The 21,383-nt window shown below is 41.3% G+C and carries 17 protein-coding genes; 2 read left to right on the top strand and 15 right to left on the bottom strand.

Annotated features, from left to right (window positions below; translation table 11 throughout):
- From BP621_RS17075 to BP621_RS17225, 3 genes are all read right to left on the bottom strand, one after another.
- Positions 1 to 1,455, bottom strand: a 1,455-nt coding sequence (locus tag BP621_RS17075) for a caspase, EACC1-associated type (RefSeq protein WP_349682062.1), incomplete at its 3' end; no start/stop codon positions are given.
- 16 nt (positions 1,456 to 1,471) lie between these two features.
- Positions 1,472 to 1,858 carry a hypothetical protein gene (locus tag BP621_RS09140; RefSeq protein ID WP_292389301.1) on the bottom strand — a complete coding sequence of 129 codons (387 nt, stop codon included), beginning with the start codon at positions 1,856 to 1,858 and terminating at the stop codon, positions 1,472 to 1,474.
- 412 nt (positions 1,859 to 2,270) lie between these two features.
- Entirely contained in the window at positions 2,271 to 2,483 is a 213-nt protein-coding gene (locus BP621_RS17225; RefSeq protein WP_394339297.1) for a HEAT repeat domain-containing protein, read from the bottom strand.
- Between BP621_RS17225 and BP621_RS09135 the strand changes: the two genes are divergently transcribed.
- Positions 2,379 to 2,591: a hypothetical protein gene (locus tag BP621_RS09135; RefSeq protein WP_292389299.1), complete on the top strand. Its 213-nt coding sequence runs from the start codon at positions 2,379 to 2,381 to the stop codon at positions 2,589 to 2,591. The two genes, BP621_RS17225 and BP621_RS09135, sit on opposite strands and share 105 nt — an antisense overlap.
- Positions 2,592 to 2,695: 104 nt before the next feature.
- Here the strand turns inward: BP621_RS09135 and BP621_RS09130 are convergent, their stop codons facing one another.
- On the bottom strand, positions 2,696 to 3,484 hold the full coding sequence (locus BP621_RS09130) for an SAM hydrolase/SAM-dependent halogenase family protein (RefSeq protein ID WP_292389298.1): 789 nt from the start codon (positions 3,482 to 3,484) through the stop codon (positions 2,696 to 2,698).
- A 120-nt stretch (positions 3,485 to 3,604) separates the two neighbouring features.
- Between BP621_RS09130 and BP621_RS09125 the strand changes: the two genes are divergently transcribed.
- Positions 3,605 to 5,137 carry a DUF1616 domain-containing protein gene (locus BP621_RS09125; RefSeq protein WP_292389306.1) on the top strand — a complete coding sequence of 511 codons (1,533 nt, stop codon included), beginning with the start codon at positions 3,605 to 3,607 and terminating at the stop codon, positions 5,135 to 5,137.
- A gap of 492 nt (positions 5,138 to 5,629) precedes the next feature.
- Here the strand turns inward: BP621_RS09125 and BP621_RS09120 are convergent, their stop codons facing one another.
- From BP621_RS09120 to BP621_RS09070, 11 genes are all read right to left on the bottom strand, one after another.
- A complete protein-coding gene (locus BP621_RS09120) occupies positions 5,630 to 6,673 on the bottom strand; it encodes an ABC transporter permease (RefSeq protein WP_292389297.1) in 1,044 nt (347 codons plus the stop codon).
- Complete coding sequence (locus tag BP621_RS09115; protein ID WP_292389295.1) at positions 6,663 to 7,535, bottom strand: ABC transporter ATP-binding protein; 873 nt, start codon at positions 7,533 to 7,535, stop codon at positions 6,663 to 6,665. The genes BP621_RS09120 and BP621_RS09115 overlap by 11 nt, the downstream gene beginning before the upstream one ends.
- 142 nt (positions 7,536 to 7,677) lie before the next feature.
- Positions 7,678 to 8,148 (bottom strand): methylated-DNA--[protein]-cysteine S-methyltransferase, encoded by a 471-nt coding sequence (locus BP621_RS09110; RefSeq protein ID WP_292389293.1) that lies wholly within the window; start codon positions 8,146 to 8,148, stop codon positions 7,678 to 7,680.
- A gap of 249 nt (positions 8,149 to 8,397) precedes the next feature.
- Positions 8,398 to 10,455, bottom strand: a complete 2,058-nt coding sequence (locus tag BP621_RS09105; RefSeq protein ID WP_292389291.1) for a M3 family oligoendopeptidase — start codon at positions 10,453 to 10,455, stop codon at positions 8,398 to 8,400.
- A gap of 317 nt (positions 10,456 to 10,772) precedes the next feature.
- The gene (thiC, locus tag BP621_RS09100) at positions 10,773 to 12,059 is read right to left on the bottom strand and encodes a phosphomethylpyrimidine synthase ThiC (protein WP_292389290.1); all 1,287 of its coding nucleotides are present in this window, start codon (positions 12,057 to 12,059) and stop codon (positions 10,773 to 10,775) included.
- Between the two features lie 451 nt (positions 12,060 to 12,510).
- A complete protein-coding gene (aglJ, locus tag BP621_RS09095) occupies positions 12,511 to 13,428 on the bottom strand; it encodes an S-layer glycoprotein N-glycosyltransferase AglJ (protein ID WP_292389288.1) in 918 nt (305 codons plus the stop codon).
- Positions 13,429 to 13,547: 119 nt separating this feature from the next.
- Complete coding sequence (locus tag BP621_RS09090) at positions 13,548 to 14,099, bottom strand: TATA-box-binding protein (RefSeq protein ID WP_292389287.1); 552 nt, start codon at positions 14,097 to 14,099, stop codon at positions 13,548 to 13,550.
- Positions 14,100 to 14,292: 193 nt separating this feature from the next.
- The gene (gene scpB, locus BP621_RS09085) at positions 14,293 to 15,408 is read right to left on the bottom strand and encodes an SMC-Scp complex subunit ScpB (protein WP_292389285.1); all 1,116 of its coding nucleotides are present in this window, start codon (positions 15,406 to 15,408) and stop codon (positions 14,293 to 14,295) included.
- Positions 15,409 to 15,454: 46 nt separating this feature from the next.
- Positions 15,455 to 16,474: a segregation and condensation protein A gene (locus BP621_RS09080; RefSeq protein WP_292389283.1), complete on the bottom strand. Its 1,020-nt coding sequence runs from the start codon at positions 16,472 to 16,474 to the stop codon at positions 15,455 to 15,457.
- Entirely contained in the window at positions 16,467 to 19,994 is a 3,528-nt protein-coding gene (gene smc / locus BP621_RS09075) for a chromosome segregation protein SMC (RefSeq protein ID WP_292389282.1), read from the bottom strand. Before smc ends, BP621_RS09080 begins: the two co-directional genes overlap by 8 nt.
- A gap of 52 nt (positions 19,995 to 20,046) precedes the next feature.
- Positions 20,047 to 21,048 carry a hypothetical protein gene (locus tag BP621_RS09070; protein ID WP_292389281.1) on the bottom strand — a complete coding sequence of 334 codons (1,002 nt, stop codon included), beginning with the start codon at positions 21,046 to 21,048 and terminating at the stop codon, positions 20,047 to 20,049.
- Positions 21,049 to 21,383 lie beyond the last annotated feature (335 nt).

Genomic DNA, 21,383 nt, shown 5'->3' with positions numbered 1-21,383 from the left:
AGCTCCAGAGTTATTGCTATACCATGCATAATCTCCAAGCTTCGACTCATCATCCCCGAAGGAATATCTTGTTGTTGTCCCGGCACGGCACGCATATTCCCATTCAGCTTCGGAAGGCAAGCGATATTTATCGGTGCCTTCCATTTCATTGAGTCTTGCGATAAACTCCTGAACATCATTCCATGAGACAGATTTAACAGGCAGGTTATCACCTTTGAAATAGGAAAGATTGTTACCCATTACAGCAACCCACTGCCTCTGAGTAACAGGATATTTTCCAAGGTAAAAAGGATTTTTGATTGTTACTTTATGGATCGGATCTTCACCCTCATATCTACCATCCTCGTTGGAAGGTGAGCCCATTGAAAAACTTCCGGCTGGGATCAGTACGAATTCCATTTCTGTAGAAGGGCTGAAGAAGGTTTTTGGTATTTCTTGATCTTTATAAACTCCTGGAGTTTCTTGTTCCCTAAATTTCACCAAAACAGGTGAGTATTCGATTTCTTCATTTTCCAAGTAACATTGGACTGTGTTAATATATGTTTTAACACTTATTTTACCTTCTAGAAGATCTTCTAAAGAACTATTAATTTCTTTGTCAGTTTCAGTTAATTCTCCTGGTTTCTCATAACCATCAACAAGAACAATCATGGATATATTGTAGACATCAGTTGGAAGCTCTTTTCTGATTATTCTAGCCAATTTGCGTTTCTTCTTCTTGAAATCCTGTTCTTTGACCTTTAAGGGATTCTTTCCAATGAGAACCTTTCCTTCACAAGCGACTTGTTTAAAAGGAACTTGCGAATATCTAATAGCTTTTTCATAAACATAATTATAAAGATCGTCAAGATTTATGTCGCCGTTATTATCACCAGCGACAGCTCCGCTTTTTAGTCCTTCAACAAAATAATATGTAAAAACGCCATTCTCCAGTTTTTCATCTTCTTTTGCTACATCGAACTCACTAGATGCAGAGAGTATAACAGTACCTGACCCAGAAGACTTAGAAATAATTTCTTTTAAATTATTGCCTTTTATGCTTGCAGCTCCACTGTAGCAGCAATCGAGAACTACAACAACAGTCTTGCAGCTTGAAGCATCTATACACTTCCTGACCAATGAATAATTCAGAGAAGTGGGAATTAAACTATCCATCTTCGTATTTTTGAATAATAGACACAGATCATGTTGAGAGTCAGGTTCGCCGTGGCCTGAAAAGTAAATCAAAATCAAATCTTCACTGTCTGCACCTTTAAGCAATTGGTCAATTTCACAAAAAGTCTGTGTTCTGGTTCTGTTTATTGACTCCAAAGCTTCATCAAATCCACAGATTTCAGGATCAAGAAGTATATTTTTTATGTCTTTTGCATCTTTCTCTGCGAAGCGTAGGTTTCGAATACTGCTGTCAGAATACTCATTTGTGCCAATGACAATGCCAAGTCTTCTCCCAGCCATTTTTTGCGTACCCCTGTTAATAATCTTCATTCTGCAGCTTCTCGTATATTTCACGGGCTTCCTCTACAGATAAATTTGATAGAACAAATTCACTTCCATTTTTAGTTCTCAACTTTACATTCGCTTTTTTTCTATTTCGTTCCCAGACATTAATCAATCTGAGAAGAATGTAAAATGAGTTTAGAGTAACGCCCGCCAGAGCAAAAGTGTCATATGACAGAATTACGCCGCTTCTTTCCCCATCTTTTCCCTTACGGGTTACAGGGTCAATTGAACCATTAGGTAGGTTTTTTCTTACGGAATCATATAGTAGTTGACATTGTTTTTGCCATTTCGAAGATTTCTCAAGTTCTCCAGATTCAAGGGTAATTTGAAAATCAAATTTCTCAGAGATATTCTCCATCGGCTAACAGCTCCACATTACCAAGAATTACAATATTGTATAATACAATATATTATTTACTCTTTAAAAGAGATTGAATTTTCAGTTGTAATGCTCTGACTGTGATTTGCGGTTCTCTGATCGGCAATTCCTGATGTTGTTGCTCTTAAAGCCATATATTGTGTATTTGGAGCTATTAAGACAGCTAATTCGGTTAATCACTTATTGAAAATCGATACATAAATTTGTTGAAGTTCCCAAAGATTACAACGGAAAAACCAGGAGTAAAATAGAGATTTTCTGCTCACTCGCACTTAACTACCTGTGTATCAGGGAGAAATATGCCATTAATGGGACAAAAGTTAAAATAAGGGGAAATAGCCCTTTAATATGGATTTATACCTGAAAAAGGGCTTTTTAACTCAAAATGTTTTTATTTAGCCGGAATTTTGCTTTCCAGTACCCTTAAAGCTTCAGCTGTAGCCCACCTGACTTCAGGGTCAGGATCGTTTAAGTTTTTGACAAGGGGAGCGGTTGCTTTTTGATCACCGATTTTTGCGAGGGCTTCTGCGGCATACCGCCTGACCCAGGGATTGCTGTCGTTGAGAGTTTCAAGAAGAGCATCAACGGCTTTTCGGCTGCCTATGGTTCCCAGGGCATAAACTGCAGTTATTCGGGTTCGGAATCTTCTTCGACCAGCATTCCCAGAAGAGCGTCTATTGCTTTTTCAGCTCTGAGAGTTCCCCGAGAATAGGCAGCAGCATTTATTATTTCAGGATTTGTATCACCGGGGCATTTGAAAGGATGACTCAGGAAGTCATTAAGTCTTCAGCTTAGGGCAGTTCACACAGCCATTATTTATACAGTCTTTACTACGACCTGATCCCCACTTTTAAGTCCGAACTGACGCGCAGCGTTTCCTTTATTTACAGCAATTTCTAGGAAGCTGTGACTGCCTATTAGGGCAAGGGGCTTTTCTTGCCCGACAAAACCATAGGTCTGAACAAAGGACACTCTTCTGCCGTTTACTTCCATCTGTGAGCCAAAGGTAGAGAACTTTAAAACTTCTTCTTCCGGGATATTGGTGATTACATTTCCAAAACTGTCTGCAAAAATAACTTCTCCGACAAGGAAGGGGCCGTCAATTCCGTAATTTTCGAAATCGAGGTTCACAAAATCCGAGATTCTCGGCCCAACTGCCTCGATAGCTGTGCCTTTTGAGAGATGAGCCCCTGCAGGCGCAAAAATATCCCTGCCGTGGAAAGTTGCAGAAATTCCTGATTTAAGCGTAAGTTCAGGATTTGTAATTTCGTATACTTCAATTTCGCCAAGGCGGCGAGCTGCAGGGATAAGGAGCCCGTTATCAGGGCCGACAAAAAATTGTTCTTCTCCTGCACGGCCCGCTTTAATAGCAATAGCGCGGCGGGAAGTCCCAACTCCGGGATCGACAACGCCAATATGTACGGTCCCCTGTGAGAAATATCGAACAAGGGAATAGAGAGCAAAAGCCCCTTCCCGGATTCCGGCCTGACGGATGGAATGGGTGATATCAACAATCTGTACAGCCGGGTTTATTCCCAGAATAACGGCTTTCATGGCTGCGGGATAAAGGTCTCCAAAATCGGTAGTGAGGGAAATTAAACTCATAAATATCACTCGGTTTTTTTCTATTTTATAATATACAGGCCTGGAAAATTATATAAAGATGTGAAAAAGTAAAGGCCAACAATAAAAATTTTTTGGAAAATTGGAGACGCCGTGAGAAGAATGATGTACATAAAGAAATTAGTTATACTGATTCTAATAAGTCTAGCTCTTCTTGCATCGGGGTGCGAGGAAAAAATGAGCGCAGAAGAGATTGTAGCAAAAATGCAGGAAAAAGAAGCCAGCCTTGAAGATTATTCCGGCACAATACATACGACAACATACGTCAACGGGGGAAAAGATCTGGAAGACGAAATCCAGATAATGTATAAAAAGCCTGACCTGATGAAGACGTTTGGCGTGGAGGAAGGAAAAGAATTCGAATCAGTTTCTGACGGGGAGTTCGTATGGAGTTATAGCGCTGAAACAAATACTGTCACGAAAATGGAACTGCCCGAAGAACCACTCTTAACGGAGAAAGATTTTGTCAGTATCATAGGTAATTTCGTGAATGAAAGTGAGGTTTCCATGCTTGGAGTGGAAGAGGTGGATGGAAGAAGTGCGTATGTCCTTGAAGCCAGACCAAAAGTCAAAGAAAACGGGTCAGAACTAGCTTCTCGAACGAAAATATGGATTGACAGAGAGACATGGATGGTGCTTAAGTCCAGTATTTATAACAATAAAGGAAACCTGATAACAGAAGTGGAAATACGTGACTTGAAAATAAATACTGGGATCCCGGATTCTGAATTCAAATTTGAGATTCCCGAAGGGGCAAAAGTAGAAACTCTTGACATGGACGAAGAACTTAAAGTCCCCGACAACCTGAGCCTTGAAGAAGCCAGACAACAAGCAAGCTTTGAGATCCTTGTCCCAGAATATATGCCGGACGGCTACATGCTTAACTCGACAATGATATCTGAGGAAGGTGATAGAGCCGCTGAAGGTCAGGGTTCAGAAACCGTAATTCTTAGCTACCAGAAAGGAGCTGAAAACTTTGATGTAATAGAAACTGTCTATGAAAATAAGTCTAAAGAAAATTCTTTCATGGAAGGAGCTGAGAAAATCAGCATCAATGGAAAGGAAGGAAAATACCTTAATGAATTTGGAGACACGAAGATGTTACAGTGGGAGCTCGGAGGAGTTGAAATAAATCTAATCGGGTCTCTTGAAAAAACCGAGATGCTGAAAATCGCGGAGTCTTTTAAAGAACCTTCTACCGAAGTTGATATTCTGGATGAGGAGTCTTTAAAGGAGCCTTTTACTGAATTCTACATTCTAGGACCTGATGGAACAGCTGAGAATTACCCTACCGACTACGTACTCGGTGAGAATGGAACCGTAATCGTGGGAATTACAAACCATGAGCAGAAGCCTGTAAACTATACAATGGAAGTCAAGCTCGAAGATACGCTTCTACCTATATCGGCTGACTGGAAAAATATACGCATCGAAGACAACGAAACCTTGGAGAAAGCTGTTACTATAACTCCTCCCTTCGTGGGAACGCACATGATGCTTGCATTTTCGCTCTATAAAGAAGACGAAAAGGACATATTGGAAGGGGGTATCTGCATGCCTTATAGAGACCTTCATCTCTTGATAAATGTATCGCAGAATCTCTCGAAGAATGTTTCAACTCCGTTACGGCGGTAAGCAACTGGGCTGAGATTCAGCACTGAACCCTGTCTATCTCAAGAAAAGCTGAAATAATTAAAATTGCGCAATTCTATGATAAATAAATGAATTTTCTCTGTTTCAGTGGGATCTGAGTGCACAGGGTCCTGGTGAATATTTTTTCAGAGGCAAACTGATTATTTCGGGAAAAGCTTTTACATTTTCCTGGAGCAGCCTGAAACCTTTTTCTTTATCAAATTTCTTTATCAAATCGGGCACCTGTCATAAAGATAATGCATTTTCTCCTTTTTTACATCGGCAGAACTCCTCAGCAGGGTGGGGAGGAAAAGGAGGTTTTGCCCAGATATAAGATTCCCGTATCGATCTATATATCCGGTTCTTGAGCTTGTTTTAATATTCAGTACTGTTTTCTCCAAAAGTATATTTTTGTGATGTAATCTTGGTGTGAATTCTAAAAAACTACATCCCAGGCATGATTACAAAATCTTTTTGCAAAGCCTGATCGAAAGTTCATATATATTTCTTCTTCTTAAGAACACGAAATGTCAGCACATATACAAGAATATTAAATATAAGAAGGATTCCAACTTCAGGATAAAGATCAGAGATTCCGGAGTTATTCAACATAGCACTTTTTATGCCGTAAAACACGTAGGTGCTTGGTACGAGATGGGAAATATACCCAATCTCTTGGGATAAATCGGCCAGCAGAGCCAGTAAAATCAGGGGTGCCATGCAAACAGTGGAAAGTATAGATGCAGAAGAGTAATTATCAGCGTAACTGGCAATCAGAAGCCCAAGGCCTGTGAATACTGTAGAACCGAGAATTATAAAAACTGTGACCGATAGGAAGTTTCCGACGAAACCTCTGTTTATAATAATTATAACTAGGGATATGATTATTGTTAGAAATAGTCCAAAAAACGACTTACCATAAATCACATCTTTTTCCGAAGCTGGTGACACAAGTATTGCATCAAGGGTTTTTTTCTCTTTCTCTGTGGTCAGCGTATTGGGTAAAACCATCATTCCAACAAATATTACGGTAAACATAATCCACACAGGGATGTTGAACCTAGACTGCAGGTCTCCAGGGAGCGAATTTAAGGTGATATTCACTGGATACTTCTGTCCTGCAAAGTCCATGATGATATCTTTATAAGTTTGTAAAAATACGACTGATTTTGCCTCATAAGGGTTGACAATGATATTCAGGGAAGGAGTTAATCCGTTTTTTATATCGGCACTGAAGCCTTCTGGCACAAGCATAATAGCTGCAACTTTTTGATTATAAAGTAACTCTTCGGATTTATCCGCAGAGTCTGCAGTAATTATGTCATAATTACCTCTCGAACTTAGATATTCAATAAAATCGGCACTGGACCCTTCATCATAAACTGAAATAGGTACTGCGACATTATCAGTCAATGAAATAGTGGAGTTAAAAAGAAGAGACAAAAAAATCGGAGTTAATAGTATTATCAATAAGTTCTTGCTTTTTACTGATGATATTAAGTCCTTTCTAAAGATAGCCAGTACAACATTAAGATTCATCAGTCAATTTCTCCCCGGTTAGTTTTATGAAAACATCTTCAATTGTAGCCTCTTTTGAATGTACAAGGGATATTTGATTATTTCCGGAGAGTTTCTCAAAAATGTCGCTACTGGCTTTTGTATTTAGAGGCGACTCGTAAATATCTCCTTTTACAGTCTTGATCATCAAAACATCCTCCCCATATCTTTTTTTCAGATTTGTAGGTGTGTCCATAGCTATTATAGAGCCTTTATGTATGATAGCCAGATAGTCGCATAAGAAATCTGCTTCTTCCATATTATGTGTCGTTATGAGGATTGTTTTGCCCTGTTCTTTAAGGCCAAGAATCATTTGCCTTATTTCCCTTGCCGAACGTGGGTCCAATCCACTTCCGGGCTCATCCATAAATAAAACCTCGGGATCATTGAGTAGGGCCCGAGAAATCATTATCTTTTGTTTCATGCCTTTTGAAAAAGTCTTTACTTTGTTTTTCTGATGCCTTTCCATTCCTACTGCCTTCAGTACTTCACTTATTCTTTCTTTCGGAGAATTGTATAACCGGCGGAAGAAGTTGAGGTTTTCATAAACCGATAATTCTTCATACAGGTTTTGAGACTCAAAAACAACTCCAATTTTCTTTTTTATATCTACTGCATCCAATACAGTGTTTAATCCTCCAATGTATGCAGTACCAGAGGTAGGAGGAAACTGACAGGTAAGAATCTTAATAGTAGTGGATTTTCCTGCTCCGTTTGGGCCCAGAAGTCCGAATATAGTTCCTTTTTTGATACTGAGCGAAATATCCTTCACAGCTTCGAAGTTACCATATTTTTTAGATAAACTCTCAGTAACTATCGCTTTATCCACAACATCGCCAACCATTTCAAAATATTAGCATTCTTATCGTTTGTTCCGTATCGAAAATGAACTATATGTGTTCTTTCTGAAAATAATATAAGATTTTATAAATGTTATCGGTATTAAATTTTTCTTAATTGTAATATATTATAATACTAAAAATCCCTCAGCAACCGTCTTCAAGTCGCAGTAAAAATTCCTTTATATCCAGCCCACTCGCATAGCCTGTAAGCTTTCCGTCTGAGCCTATTACCCTGTGGCAGGGGATAATTATCGCAATCGGATTCCGGTTATTTGCAAGCCCCACAGCTCTATAAGCCTTTGGCTTTCGAATAGATACAGCTATCTCTTTATAAGTTCGGGTTTCCCCGTAGGGGATTTCGCATAAAGCTTTCCAGACTGATTTTTGAAACTCCGTTCCCTCGGGAGCCAGTTTCAGGTCAAAAGATTGGAGTTTCCCGGAAAAATAAGCTTCAAGCTGCCTGGCAGCCTCCCTGAAAAATTCTTTATCTTCTATCCAGCCAACAGGGATTTCTATTTTCTTCTTACCTTTCAGAAAAATAAGATGTTTCAGCCCTTTTTCATTCCCTGCAAGAAGAATGGAACCGATTGGAGATTTGATTATATCGTAATACATTTTGTTCGCCTCCAGAAACGCGGTTGTAGATCTGTTGCAGATAACTGTATCGTTTCTGATAGAAATCTTTATTCAACGACCAAAATAATACAGTTCGCTAAACAGGGTAGTTTTTAACAGATGGAAAATAACTTGGGAGAAATCTTCCTGTAAAAAAGAAACTGAAGGTTAAGGGCACTTAAGTACCTGCGAACACCCTCAAGCGTTTTATCTGAAGCATTAAAAGTGTTTTACCTGAAATATTCAAGTTCATTTGTTTTTATATCCACTTACCCAAAAAAATCCAGACATCTCCAGACTTTTTACGGCAGAATCAGACTTATTTACACTCTTTTCTGCTTCCAGTTTATTGAGTTCCTGAATTCTCGCCTCAACAACATCCATTGCATCTTCAAAAAGCTGCCTGTTGATTTCGATCCCAAAATATTTTTTGAGTTTTTCTTCAGGCGGCATTGTCGAACCTGCTGAGAGGTAAGCAATGTAGTTTTTGTTGAAAGTTTCCGGGTCTTCCTTATACTGTTTGAAAAGGGAGAGAGTTATTGCCTTTGAAACTGCATAGTTGAAGGTATAATAATTGGTTGCTAAGTAAATATGGTTAATATAGGCCCATTCCGCAGAATCCTTATTATAATATTCGACCGAGTCGCTACCATACTCTTTAGAGAGGTTTGTCCAGATCGCATTGAGGTCGGCTCCGCTAGCTGTCCCATTTTCAGCACAGAGCTTGTGGGCTTTATATTCAAATTCCGTAATCATAGGCTGGCGAGTAAGGTAGTTCTGATATTCCCCTATATGCTGGGAGAGAACATTAACTGCGGTTTCTTTATCGGAATTTTGAACCACGTAATCAACAAAAAGTTCTTCGTTGAAAGTGGAAGGGACCTCCATTTCATAAATAGGACCTGAGCAGTAGAGGAAATCGACGAAGTTACCCATAAGGTAGAAGTTAATCCCATGTCCCAGTTCATGAGTAATTTCCTTCTGGTCGCTGATAAGACCATTGTAATTTAAAAATACAAGAGCTGGAGACTTCAAAGAACATAATCCGTAAGTGTAACCTCCTGGCTGCTTTCCATGTTCAGGATCAGGATATACATCTATGAAATTCCCGGTTACCATTTTTAAAAAGATTTCATTGAAACGGGGATCCATTCTGGAATAGGATTTCTGGATTTCCTGCAAAGCTTCCACATATGTATAATTCCTGCCAGGCTGGTCTGTCAACTGTAGCATAAGGTCGTATGGTCTGAGCGTTTCAACTCCGAGTTTATTTTTCCTGAACTCATTATAGTTTTCAAACACACCTTTTCTTTCTTTGAAAACGGTATTCATCTCATCAATCTGAGTACGGTTAAGATAGGCATTATAGAGAGTGTAGTCATAGTAATCTGTGTAGTTCAACTCTCTGGCAGCGAGATCGTCAAGCCGGGCTTTTTCTGAATAGAGAGATGCCATGGAATCGGATTCGTTTTTCAGGTGGTAAAACCTCTTTTCATAACATTTTTTTCTGTTTTCCCGATTTTGATCAGTTGAGAGTAAAGTATTGTAAGACTGGGAATTGACTGAATATTCTTCCCCATTCTCAAGTGTTATATTTCCTGCCATCGTGACATTATTCGTAATCTCTGAAAAAGCCTCAGTCTCCAGTTTCATGCGCTGGTTTTCGAGTTCTGTAAGGCATATGGCCTGAGATTCATTCATTGGCCTGTGGTCTGCAAACCTCATATACTTAGCTTCAAGATAAGGCCTGTACTCCTCAAGTTTTGGCTCTTCGGAAAAGAGTCTGTCCCATTCTTCCTTATTGAGCGAGGTCAATTTCACGGTTGTAAACGAGTTGGCTTTCCCATATTCGGTAAGCAGATCCTGAGAGTCCGTAAGAAGAGAAGCAAAGAACGGATCACTTACATTTTTACTGAGCTGAGTATATGCGTAAACGTACAGAACTTCAGTAAATTTTGAAAATTCCTTATCAGCTTCCAGATAATCAAGTAAAACAGGCCCTGATAAATTTTCAAACTCTGGACGGAAAGTTGTGTTTAGTTCCTCTGGCTTCTTTTTTAAGGTTTCAAGTTCTTTTAAGGCATTTTCTCTGCTGCTGAATAGATATGAATTATTCCATTCAGTCGTAACCTCACCGGGATTAAGCTTTTCAAACGGTTGTTCCATGTTTAGTGTTTCAGAGGAATTCGTAACCTCTGTAGAAGCACCACATTCGGAAAACGTTGAAAAAAAGAGTAATAACCCCAGAGTAATAAGCCCTTTAACTATTCCGAGAGCAACAAGCCCTTTAACTGATTTTAGTCTCATAAAAACGCCACCCTTACAAAATAAAATTTCAATTCAGATTTGTAAAAAATCTTTCCAATTCTTCAATAAAATAATAAGAATAACTATCGATATTTTTAAGATAATAATGTAAAAAGTTATCGATTTTAAACTGACAGAACGGCAAAAAGATGAGCTTCAAGACAATATAAAAATGTATGAGTTGAGCACAGTATGGAAATTTACTGAAAAAGAAAGTAAAGAAAAAAATTAGGTGAAAACAAAAACATGAAAGACATTTAAAAAAGATATGATTAGTAAAGCCCGAGGGCTTCACTCTGAAAGTTTACTGTACCTGCTTATTTTGCGAGGTTGTAGTTCTGGTTGACAATCTTGAGGGCACAGAAGTTACCACACATTGTGCAGGCATCTGTGTCTTCAGGCGCTCTGCTGGCCCTGACTTCTCTTGCGTGCTGTGGGTCGATTGCAAGGGAATACATCTTTTCCCAGTCAAGTTCTCTTCTGGCTCTGCCCATAGCAAGGTCCTGTTCTCTTGCTCTGTCAGGGTACTTTACCATGTCACCTACGTGAGCTGCAATCTTTGAGGTCTTGACGCCTGTGATGACATCTTCGAGGTTTGGAAGAGCAAGGTGTTCTGCAGGAGTTACATAGCAGAGGAAATCACAACCATATGAAGCCGAAACCGATGCTCCGATTGCAGTTACAATGTGGTCGTAACCGGGCGCGATGTCAGTTACAAGTGGACCGAGCATGTAGAAAGGCTTGTGGCCGCTCATTTCCTTCATAAGCCTTACGTTGGTTGAAATCTGGTCCAGTGGAACGTGACCAGGGCCTTCGACAATGACCTGTAAACCCTGTTTGTGGGCTTTATCGGCCAGTTCGGCGTTAATAATTAATTCCTGAATCTGGGCGCGGTCGGTTGCGTCATGGACTGCACCTGCACGCATTCCATTTCCAGTAGAGAGGACTACTTCATGCTCCTTGAGGATTTCAATGAGGTAATCAAAGTGCTCATAAAGAGGATTTTCTTTTTCGTTGTGGAGCATCCAGGAAGTCATGAAGGCGCCACCACGGGAACAGAGACCACCATATCTACCGTGAGCTTTGAGTCTGTCCATGGTGATATTATTAATCCCTGTATGGATTGCCATAAAGTTAGTTCCGAGTTTTGCCTGGTCTTCAGTTGCCTTGAAGAGTTCTTCTTCGGTCATGTCCACGATTGAACCGTATTTTCTTGCGGCCTCAATAAAAGCCTGATAAAGAGGCACTGAACCGACTGAAAGGGAAATGCTGTCAATGACCTTTTTCCTGATTGCAAGGAAGTCTCCCCCAGTTCCAAGTTCCATAAGGGTGTCTGCACCTGCAGCTTCGGCAGCCTGGGCTTTTTTAACTTCCATGTCTGCATCAACAATATCCGAGGACACACCAATGGATGCATTGACCTTGGTCCTGAGCCCTTCTCCTATACCGCAGATTTTTACCTGCCTGTATGGGGAGGTTGGAATAACAATTCTTCCGGCTGCAACTCCACGGCGGATGAATTCAGGGTCAAGACCTTCATCCTTTGCAACAATCTTCATTTCTTCGGTAATAATCCCTTTTTGTGCATCTTCCACGATTGTCATAATATTAACCTCAAGCTTTTGATCATCTGTAAAATTTGTCTGTAAGATTAATCTGTAATTAGGGCAAGAGTGAGTTAGATCATAAAAGGCGCGTAATTATATATAACACTTTTTAAAAAATTAACTTTCATCTTAATCAATTTTACTTTACTTTGATGTCTACAGTTATCGGAAAATATAAGACGTAAGATTAAAATAAATGTTTTATAATTAAATACTAAACATTCATTGAGTGAAAAACAAGTAAAGTTGTCTTATTGGCTTTTTGGAGAATATTAAATAAATAAAATAATAAAAACCGGTTTTAAGGGAGTGCACATTTAAAAATATTATAAAAAACCAAATAACTGGAAGCTGCAAAAAACAAATAACAAAGAAAAAATAATAAGAAAATTAATAAAGAATATTAATAAAAAAATTAATAAAGAAAAAATCACATTTAAGGATTTTTTTACTTCTTCTGTTTATTTTGCTCCATGATTAAACGGACTGTTTGCCTATGAAGGGTTAATATGAAATCACTCAAAGTCCCGAAGATAAACATCTGAAGGCCGAATATAATCAGTAGGGTTGTAAGAATAGTAAGTGGGATATGATCGATTCCCCGGAGCCACTCGACTACAACAAAGGTTCCTGTGAACAGGCCTGCCATGATTAAAATGAACCCTATAATTCCAAAGTAAAACATGGGATTATGCATTTTTGCAAGCTTGTAGATAGTAGACCCTATTCTGAACCCGTCTTTTACCGGATTTAGCTTGGTTGCGCCTTTTTCACTTCTCGGAAGGTAAGTTATAGGGACTTCTTCGACTCTCTGCTTTTTAAGAATGCATTCCACAGAAATTTCGGTCTCGATTTCGAAGCCTGTCTTATTAAGTTCAAGTTCCTTTACACTTTCAAGCGTAAACGCACGGTAACCTGAGAGGATATCTTTTAATTTCACGCCATATGCAACGTCAAAAAATGTATTTATCAAATGGTTGCCCACAAGATTGAGCTTCGTAAAAGCTCCTTGGGAGTAATTCTCCAGCCGGTTGCCTATAACATGGTCGGCACTGCCTTCCAGCACAGGTCTGAGAAGGGCGCGAGCCTCTCGGGCAAGATATGTCCCGTCACCATCAACCATTATTACGTAAGGGCTCTCTATAAGCCCGAAGGCCTGAATCATTGCCTGCCCTTTACCTTTTCCGGTCTGCATGACAACTTTTGCGCCTTCCGCTTCTGCAATTTGTCCTGTGCCGTCCTTGCTGTTCCCATCAATTACCAGAATGTTGGAAAAACCTTCCTGCCTGAAGTCCTTAATAAGCTGTCTTATTGTTGCAGCTTCGTTCAGGGTGGGAATAAGAATGCAAACATCTGCGCTGTTCACGTTTCACACATATCCTTTGCCGGAACCTCTACGCGTGACGCAGAATCCGTTTTATTGTAATACTATATCAATTACCTTATTTCCAGATAAATGGTATATAATTAATAGATTGAGGGTTCTTATAAAAGCCCCATGCTGTCGAGCTGCTGGCGGACTACTTCGACGCTCCTCTCGCAATCTTCAGGGGTCTTGCCGCCTGCAACTACCAGTTTTCCGGAACTGAAGATAAGCACAACTACTTTGGGCTCATCAATTCTGTATACAAGACCAGGAAACTGCTCAGGCTCGTATTCAATGTTTTCAAGTCCAAGTCCTATTGCAATTGCATTAAGGTTCAAAATAGTATGCAGGTCTGCTGAAGCAACAATGTTCTGGACAGTGATCTGGGGGTTCTCTATAGTCTTGATCCCTATACTGTTCAGCTTTCTAGCCATATTGCCTATAACTGTATGTACATCGGCAACGTTTTTTGCTCCTGTACAGACAACCTTGCCGGAAGTAAATACCAGGAATGCAGCTTTAGGATCTGAAACCCTGTAAACGAGCCCGGGGAACTTCTGCTTGTTGTACTCGGCTCCTTCGAACTCGGACTCGATAACAGTTAAGTCGAATTCTTCAGCGAGTTTAGTAGATGCAACCACATTTTCGATCTTGATGCTAGATTCGCTCATTAGTCAACCCTCAGTATATAAAGCAAAGGTAATATTCTCTAACCAGTATATAAAGCTATAGTTAAATACCCAGTATACTATATAAATGCCTTATATATAGAATATAAATGTGACAGAAAAACTTAAATTAAGGGCGCCCTTGATTCAAAAGAAATAACTACAGATGAAGGCAGTGATATCCTTATCAAGCACCTTAGTCTTTAAACTTCTCAAGGCCTTCAAGAATAGAATCATACTTCGCACAGACCCTCTGGAGAAGATCGCCCTCAACACTCCGGTGCGTGGGTATAAGGATCTGAGCCCCTTTTTCGATTTTAACCCCGCTTTTCGAAACTCCATAGTCAGGTGCGATAAGAACTCCATCTGCGGAAATTCCAAGAGAAAGGTCGTTTACGATTCTTGAAACCATTTCAGTTGCCGGCTTAACCTTCTTCTCAATAAGGACGGCAGAAGAAATATATCTTTCCCGGGTCTCTCGAATTTTCTTAATGCTTTTTTCTACCGTCTCGGAGTCTACTTCATCGGGAAGTTCTTCCGCAAGTAAGGAAAGCGCTTCTATAAGGTCCTCAAAAGTTGTTGAATGCATCTCAAGAATTTCTCCGTCGCAGTACTGCCGTACAGTATCGGAATATCCGGCCGAGACCACGACCACATCGGTCTCAAGCAGGCGGGATATTTCCTCCTTCGAAGGCGAGTAGGCATTGGTTACAAAGTATTCCCTGATCCCGCACATGCTCATAAGAGATTCATACATTGGAGTCACAGCAATTGTCTTTTTTCCTATCCAGAGGTTTATCTCGCTCTGCTCAGCCTGGGATCTCAAAAGTTCAAGGATTTTTTCTTTTATGGCTTTAGGGTCATTTCTTTTAAGCCCGAAATAATCTGCAAAAAGAGGGGTTGTGGAAAGCTGCCTGCTTCTCCCGCAGGGTACAGATTCTACAAAACCCCGCTCTATAAGGTCCTTTATATGGTCATAGGCTCCGCTTCCTCTCATATCAATAAGGTCTGACTGGAGCAGGGGCTGATGATAGGCAATCATGGAAAGGGTACGAAGTTTTGGGGCTGAAAGCTCTTTTGGGGCGACTTCCCGCATAAGCTCGGAGTATTCAGGCTTGACCTGCATCACATATCGCTCTCCAAGATCAAGAATCTCGATCCCGGATCCTCGGGAAGAATAAGCCTCTGTCAATTTCTTAACTGCCGAAAGGACGGCTTTTTTGGGTTTTCCTGTAATTTTCGCAAGCTTTTCGAGGCTTACTGCCCTGCCAGCAGCAAAAAGCGCGGCTTCGATAATCTCAAGCTCACTCATAAATCTCACTTCCAGAAAAAGAATGTTCAAAGTATAAATTTAATATTTAAGTTACGGTTAACTCAGGCTCCTCAGCCGGGTTTTCATGCGGAGAAATCTCCTCTGCCGAATCCAGTCCTGAAGAACCATTAATTTCGGATTTCAAAAGTTCAGCTTTTGATTTTGTTAACATTTCATGGAAAAGGGATGGATTTGCCTCGGTGGAGAAGCCGGATTCTTCTCCCGGATAGATATATAATTCCTCGAAAAGTTCGTTCTGAAAAAGCCAGATCTTCCTGCTTGAGGCAAGGAAAAGAAGAGAAAGATAATCCATAATCCTGTCTTCGCTTCTTTCCAGTAAACTCGAAAAAACCACTACAGACTGCTTCGTAAATAGTTCGGCAAGCCTTTCCCACATCAGGGATAACCGCGAGCTGATGGCTTCATCATGTGCAATGCCCAGCACATCCCCGGTAGTAAGTTTGGGTCGAGGATCAGATTCTTCTGAAACCTGGCTGGCTTTTTTTTCATTTTTTCTTGAGATGCATTTTTCGGCTTTCTTGAGTTCAAGAATCAGTTCATTGAGTGTGACCGGTCTTGTAGAAACACGGCGAACAGGAAGCTTCGGGACAGGAAACTCCGCAGGCTCAGGGAAATCGGGATCGTCAGGAAAATCCGGATCAAATGCTTCACCCTCTTCCTCTTCTACATTGAGGATTTCCGAGGATTTCATGCGCAGGAGAATCGCAGAATAAAGAAGCGTCCTTGAAGAAATTCTAAGGTCCATCTGCTTTAGCTCTTCCACCCTTCCCAGAAAACTGTCAGTAAGCTGTACGATGTCTATATCCCAGGGATCGATTTTTCCTCCCCGCGCAAGTTCAACCAATATGCCCAGGGGTTCGGTAGTCTCAAACTCAGAAATATCAAGCTGATTCCAATCAATTCCAAGGCATGGAAGAGTAACTGGAAATCCATAAGTTTCGGATTCCTCAAAAAGAGACTTGTTTTCCCCGGATTCAGAAACCGTACGAGCTTGAAGACGAGGAACTTCAAGCGCTGCCCCCATGTTATCCATAAGCTCAGCCATTAAGTTTCACTCCGGTAATGCTTGTGAGGTTATTTTCCTGCATTGTAACCCCTATTGTTCTGGATGCGGCCTGGATCATAGGTTTTCTTAAGGAAACAACAATAAACTGGACTTTTGATCCTGAGGTTTTAACGCGCCTTGAAACCCTTTCGACGTTCCACCCGTCCAGAAACATATCAATTTCATCAAAAGCATAGAAGGGAGCAGGACGATATTGCTGGATCGCAAAAATGAAAGCAAGTGCGGTAAGGCTTTTTTCTCCACCGGACATCGCCTCGATTCTCTGGAGAGTTTTTTCTTTTGGCTGTGCCCGAAGCGTCATTCCTCCTGCAAAAGGGTCATCAGGGTCATCAAGCAAGAGTTCACCCATCCCGTCGGAAAGCTCATGGAAAATCTCTTTGAAGTTGGCATTAATGCTTGTATAAGCTTCCATAAAGGCATCTCGCTTCAAATACTCATACTGTTCGATGCGCTCAAGGAGCTGCTCTCTCTCGGTAAAGAGAGTGTCACGCTTTCCCTGCAAATCCGAAAGCCTTAGTTCTACTTCATTATACTCGTCAATTGCTCGCATATTAACGGGCTCAAGACGCCTTAGGGCTTCATCGATTGCCTGAATCCGCATGTAAACAGTTTCATAATTTGGAACCTCATCAGTCTCCTCTATGCCTCTTTTCAGGATTTCTTCAACAAATTGCTTTTCCTGATCAAAAAGCGCATTTTTCGTAGCCGTGAGCGTAAGCACCTGCTGCTTTGCCTTTTCAAGCGTGGTTGAAGCAATACCTACCCTGCGCTTGACCGCATTGTGTTCGGCCTGAACCTTTTCCCGTTCTTGCTGGAGCCCTAGCAGCTCGTCCGAAAGTTCAACCTCTCTGGCTTTCTTTTCCTCAAGTTTTTCCTCAAATTCCTTTATTTTTATCTTCAGAGAGTTCACTTTCTCCAGTCTTGAAGCTTTCTTCTCATCAAGTTCCCTGATAAGTTCCTTTGCTTCGGCAATTTTCTGTTCGGCATACTCTTTTTCAAGCTGCAGGGCATTCAATGTGGCTTCAGTATCCCGGATTCGACCATCCAGCCTGCGGAGTTCCTCGTCAACGAATTCTATCTTTTTATTGATTTCAGGCAGAGGAGAATCCGCAAGTTTTGCTTCAAGTCCGGAGATCTGCACCTCAAGTTCGGATACTGCCTTTTCCTTGTCGGTCTTTTTCGCAGATACCTTTTCCATTTCACCCCCAAGTTCGGTTCTGGACTCCTCAATTGCTTTAAGGTCGGCCTGTTTGGATTCGAGAAGTTCAGCAAGTTTTGCTTCCCTGCCTGCAATTTCCTCAAGCTGATGCTCTTTTCGTGAGATTGTAGCTTCACAGTCCCGAATTTTTCGGCTCAGCTCGAAAAGATGGCTTTCAATGCTGTCCTGCTTGCTTATGGCTGCATTCCGGCTTGTATCTAGGGATTTGATCTCCTCTGCAATTTCAAGCAGTTTATCTTTTTCTGCAGCCGCAAAAGAAGCCCCCGATTTAGAGGAGACTGACCCTCCTACCATTGCTCCGCTCTTTTCCAGAAGTTCGCCTTCAAGGGTTACCATTCTTGCCTTTCCCATAAGGTGGCGGGCGCTTGCAAGGTTTTCCATAACAAGGGTATCCTGGAAAACATACCAAAAAGCAGGCTCAAAACCGGAATCAAACTTAATAAGGTCAATTGCGTATCCTATTACTCCGTTTTCATAACTCAGATTTTCAAGCCGTCTTGGCTCTTTCAGTTTGTTGAGAGGTAGGAAGGTAGCTCTTCCTCCTTTTCTGCGCTTCAGGTAGTCGATTGCTTCGGCAGCATCGGCATCCGTATCAACGACAATAGCCTGCATCCGATTTCCTGCAGCAATCTCCAGAGCTGTTGCGTATTGCCTGTCCACTCTTCCAAGCTGGGCAATGGTTCCACGAATTCCGAAAAGGTCTTCCTGCCTTGCAGCTCCTATTACCATCTCCACAGCTCTGGAATAGCTTCCGCCCTGTTCCGATGCCCGCACTCTCGCCTCCGTGATTGTGTATTCCTGCTGGAGGCCGTGAAGCCTGCTCTCAAGTTTCCTGAGATCTTCTTTTATCCTGAAATGGCTGCTTTCAATATCATCACGGTCCCGGATAAGGGATTCAAGATTTTCGGAAAGCTTTTCAAGCTCGTACCTTACAGAAAGCGTATCACTGTCAGAAGTAGCAACCGCGGCTTCAGCATCCTGGATCTGGTTTTCTATCTCCCGGAGTTCCGAAGATTTTCTCCGAAGGGTATCAAGGAGCCGATCCTCAGTTCGTATTAGCTCGTTTTTCTCGTTTTTTACATCTTCAAGCTTCTTCCTGGCAGCCATGAGCTCGTCTCGTGTGGCAGCAAATTTTGCATCCACATCCGCAATCTTGCTCTGAAGCAGCATGCGCTCGGTTTTGCGCTCGGAAAGCTCTGAAGAAATGCTTTCTTTTCTCAGGTTTTCGGCTTCAATTTTTTCTTCGAGTTCTCTGACCTTGCCCTTGGTGGAATCGATCTCTACAAAGGCTTTCCTGCGCCGTGAATCAGCTTCCTCAAGTTCGGATTCCGAAAGCTCGATACTATCTACGCAGCGAGAAATTTCTCCCTTAGTTTCTTCGATCTCCCTCTTAACCTGAAGCTGTTCATCCTCTCCTTTTTTTTGGATTTCAACCGAAAGCTTTTCGAGGTTTTCTTCAAGAGCCTGAAGTTCCTTCATTCTTTCGTTCAGGAGGAGCTGGACTTTTTCAAGATGTTCTTCTTTGCCTGCAAGTTCCTTATTCACATTCTGCAGTTCAACTCTTGCGTCTTTGAGTTTGGAAAGCAGGAGATATCCTTCAAATTTTACTTTTTCAGTCTTAAGCGCCTGGTATTCTAAGGCCTGGTCGCGTTCCCCTGCAAGTTTTCCTAGCTGAGTGCGTACTTCTTCAAGAATTATATCTACGCGCTCGATTTGCTGCCTTACAACCTCGAGCTCCCCAAGCGCTTTTTGCTTGCGTTCATCAAATTCTGCAACCCCTGCGATTTCGTCTATAATCTTTCTTCTTTCTACAGAGGTCATGGAGATAATCTGTGTAACATCTCCCTGCATAACCACATTGTAACCTTCAGGTGTTATCCCGGCTTTTGCAAGCTGAGAATGGATTTCTCCAAGACTTACGGCTTTTCCATTGAAATAAAAATAGCTGTAGTACCCGCTTTTTGTCCGCCGAACTTTTCTTGAAACTTCAATCTCATCAAGCTCCAGAGGTAACTTATGGTCAGAGTTGTCAAAACGGATCGTAACCTGAGCAAAATCAGGCTTTTTTAACGCATCGCCATTGTAAATTAGATCGGTAAGTTTTTCAGCGCGAAGAGTCCTTGAACTTGTGAGCCCGAGTGCAAAAAGAATCCCGTCTATTATGTTAGACTTCCCACTCCCGTTCGGACCCGAAATAGTAGTAAAGTCGTTATAAAAGGGAATCTTTACTTTTTTTCCGAAAGACTTAAAATTAACAAATTCAATCTCTTTTATATACACAGAATGCCTCTGTAATTTTACGTTTTTGAGAAAGTTTCTGTCTTTTTAAGCTTTATTTCACCCGAGAATTTTTCCGGCTACATGTGATAACCTCTGCATCTTCTTTTTCCCGCACGTCCACGCACTCTTCTATGAAATGCTTTTTCGAAGGTCTCTCGGCGATTATATATTCACATTTATAATCATCTGCAGGTTGGGGTTTCATAGGGCCCGCTTTAACAGCAGAAGGCTGCCTTTCAGGTAACGATGGGCCTGGAGGGTGCTGCCTGAATTGTGTTCTGATCGATGATTGTTGTCTGGCAGGTTCTCTAATCGACGGTCCCTGTCTAACAGTGCCTCTAATCCCTCTTCTATCGCCACTTTCTGCAATAATATATTCACACTTATTTTCAGCTTCTTCTCTATCAAGTTCTGCCGGCTCAACCTCTCTGAGCTTCAGCTGAACCTTTGCGCCTGTACCTGGCAGGGAGGCAGGGGCTTCCTTGAATTGGCCCAGTCTGTATGCCGGTTTTTCTTTTATGAACTCAGGTCTTGGTTTGGCTTTTCTGGAAAGAGGTGGAAGGTTCAGAGGGTCTTCAGGAAGAGTCAGAGTAATAGAAGGTGGCACAACAGAAGGTGGAGCAACCGGAGCAGTCTTTTTCGCATCCTCCAGTTGTTTAGCGAGATTTCCTATCTGCGTCTCCAATTTCTTTATAAGCGTTTTCTGGTCAAGCAATTCGCGGACAAGCCCATCCTGAATGCCTGCAAGTTCCCTCAGCTTCCGGTCAGTCGCTTCTGGATCATTTTCCCCTGAGGCTTTCAATTCCGTTCTTAATTCATTTAAGATTGAAGCCTTGAGTAAGGCAGGGTTAGGGATTCCCATAAGCTCTGTCCTGATTTCGGAGAGGACAAGATCCTTGATGGAGTCCTGATCGGAAACGTTTTCCATTTCGGCCCGCAGTTCATTGAGAACCGAAACCTTAATTGATTTCTTGAGAGTCTCAAGCTCCTCATAGGTTATCGATAGTCGCCTTTTAAGCGGTGTATTATGCACGTCCCTCTGTCCAGTTCTCATAAAAGTACCTCTTATGATGAATTCGGGTTCCGATTTCCTGACTGCCTGGAATTCTCTGGTGACAAGGCAGATCAGCGCAATTATAATTAAATTGATTAGATCATAGGAATTTGAATAATATATACAAAGTACATGTAATCTTACTTTAAATATATATGGTAATCGATAGTTTTTTCCTGCCTTACATAACTCTTAATAAAGAGGAACAAAAATCTTTTTATTTTATCTTTGTCGAAATATTCTGCAAATCGGGCTGGATATACAGGAATGTCGAAAGAAAAAGTTTCCTGAAATGAAAATTGCCTTCCAGAAAAATAACAGAGGAAATAAAAGGG

The sequence above is a fragment of the Methanosarcina sp. UBA5 genome (genome assembly GCF_002505485.1).
GTDB lineage: Archaea > Halobacteriota > Methanosarcinia > Methanosarcinales > Methanosarcinaceae > Methanosarcina.
This window is presented reverse-complemented; position numbering and strand designations above follow the sequence as displayed.

Bases quoted from the DNA above. Each gene is read 5' to 3' on its own strand.
- BP621_RS09090 (WP_292389287.1), bottom strand. From the start codon at position 14,099: ATGAGCGAATCTAGCATCAAGATCGAAAATGTGGTTGCATCTACTAAA.
- BP621_RS09125 (WP_292389306.1), top strand. From the start codon at position 3,605: ATGATGTACATAAAGAAATTAGTTATACTGATTCTAATAAGTCTAGCT.
- BP621_RS09110 (WP_292389293.1), bottom strand. From the start codon at position 8,148: ATGTATTACGATATAATCAAATCTCCAATCGGTTCCATTCTTCTTGCA.
- thiC (WP_292389290.1), bottom strand. From the start codon at position 12,059: ATGACAATCGTGGAAGATGCACAAAAAGGGATTATTACCGAAGAAATG.
- BP621_RS09105 (WP_292389291.1), bottom strand. From the start codon at position 10,455: ATGAGACTAAAATCAGTTAAAGGGCTTGTTGCTCTCGGAATAGTTAAA.
- BP621_RS09140 (WP_292389301.1), bottom strand. From the start codon at position 1,858: ATGGAGAATATCTCTGAGAAATTTGATTTTCAAATTACCCTTGAATCT.
- BP621_RS09120 (WP_292389297.1), bottom strand. From the start codon at position 6,673: ATGAATCTTAATGTTGTACTGGCTATCTTTAGAAAGGACTTAATATCA.
- BP621_RS09080 (WP_292389283.1), bottom strand. From the start codon at position 16,474: ATGGCTGAGCTTATGGATAACATGGGGGCAGCGCTTGAAGTTCCTCGT.
- BP621_RS09115 (WP_292389295.1), bottom strand. From the start codon at position 7,535: ATGGTTGGCGATGTTGTGGATAAAGCGATAGTTACTGAGAGTTTATCT.
- BP621_RS09070 (WP_292389281.1), bottom strand. From the start codon at position 21,048: ATGAGAACTGGACAGAGGGACGTGCATAATACACCGCTTAAAAGGCGA.
- scpB (WP_292389285.1), bottom strand. From the start codon at position 15,408: ATGAGTGAGCTTGAGATTATCGAAGCCGCGCTTTTTGCTGCTGGCAGG.
- BP621_RS09130 (WP_292389298.1), bottom strand. From the start codon at position 3,484: ATGAGTTTAATTTCCCTCACTACCGATTTTGGAGACCTTTATCCCGCA.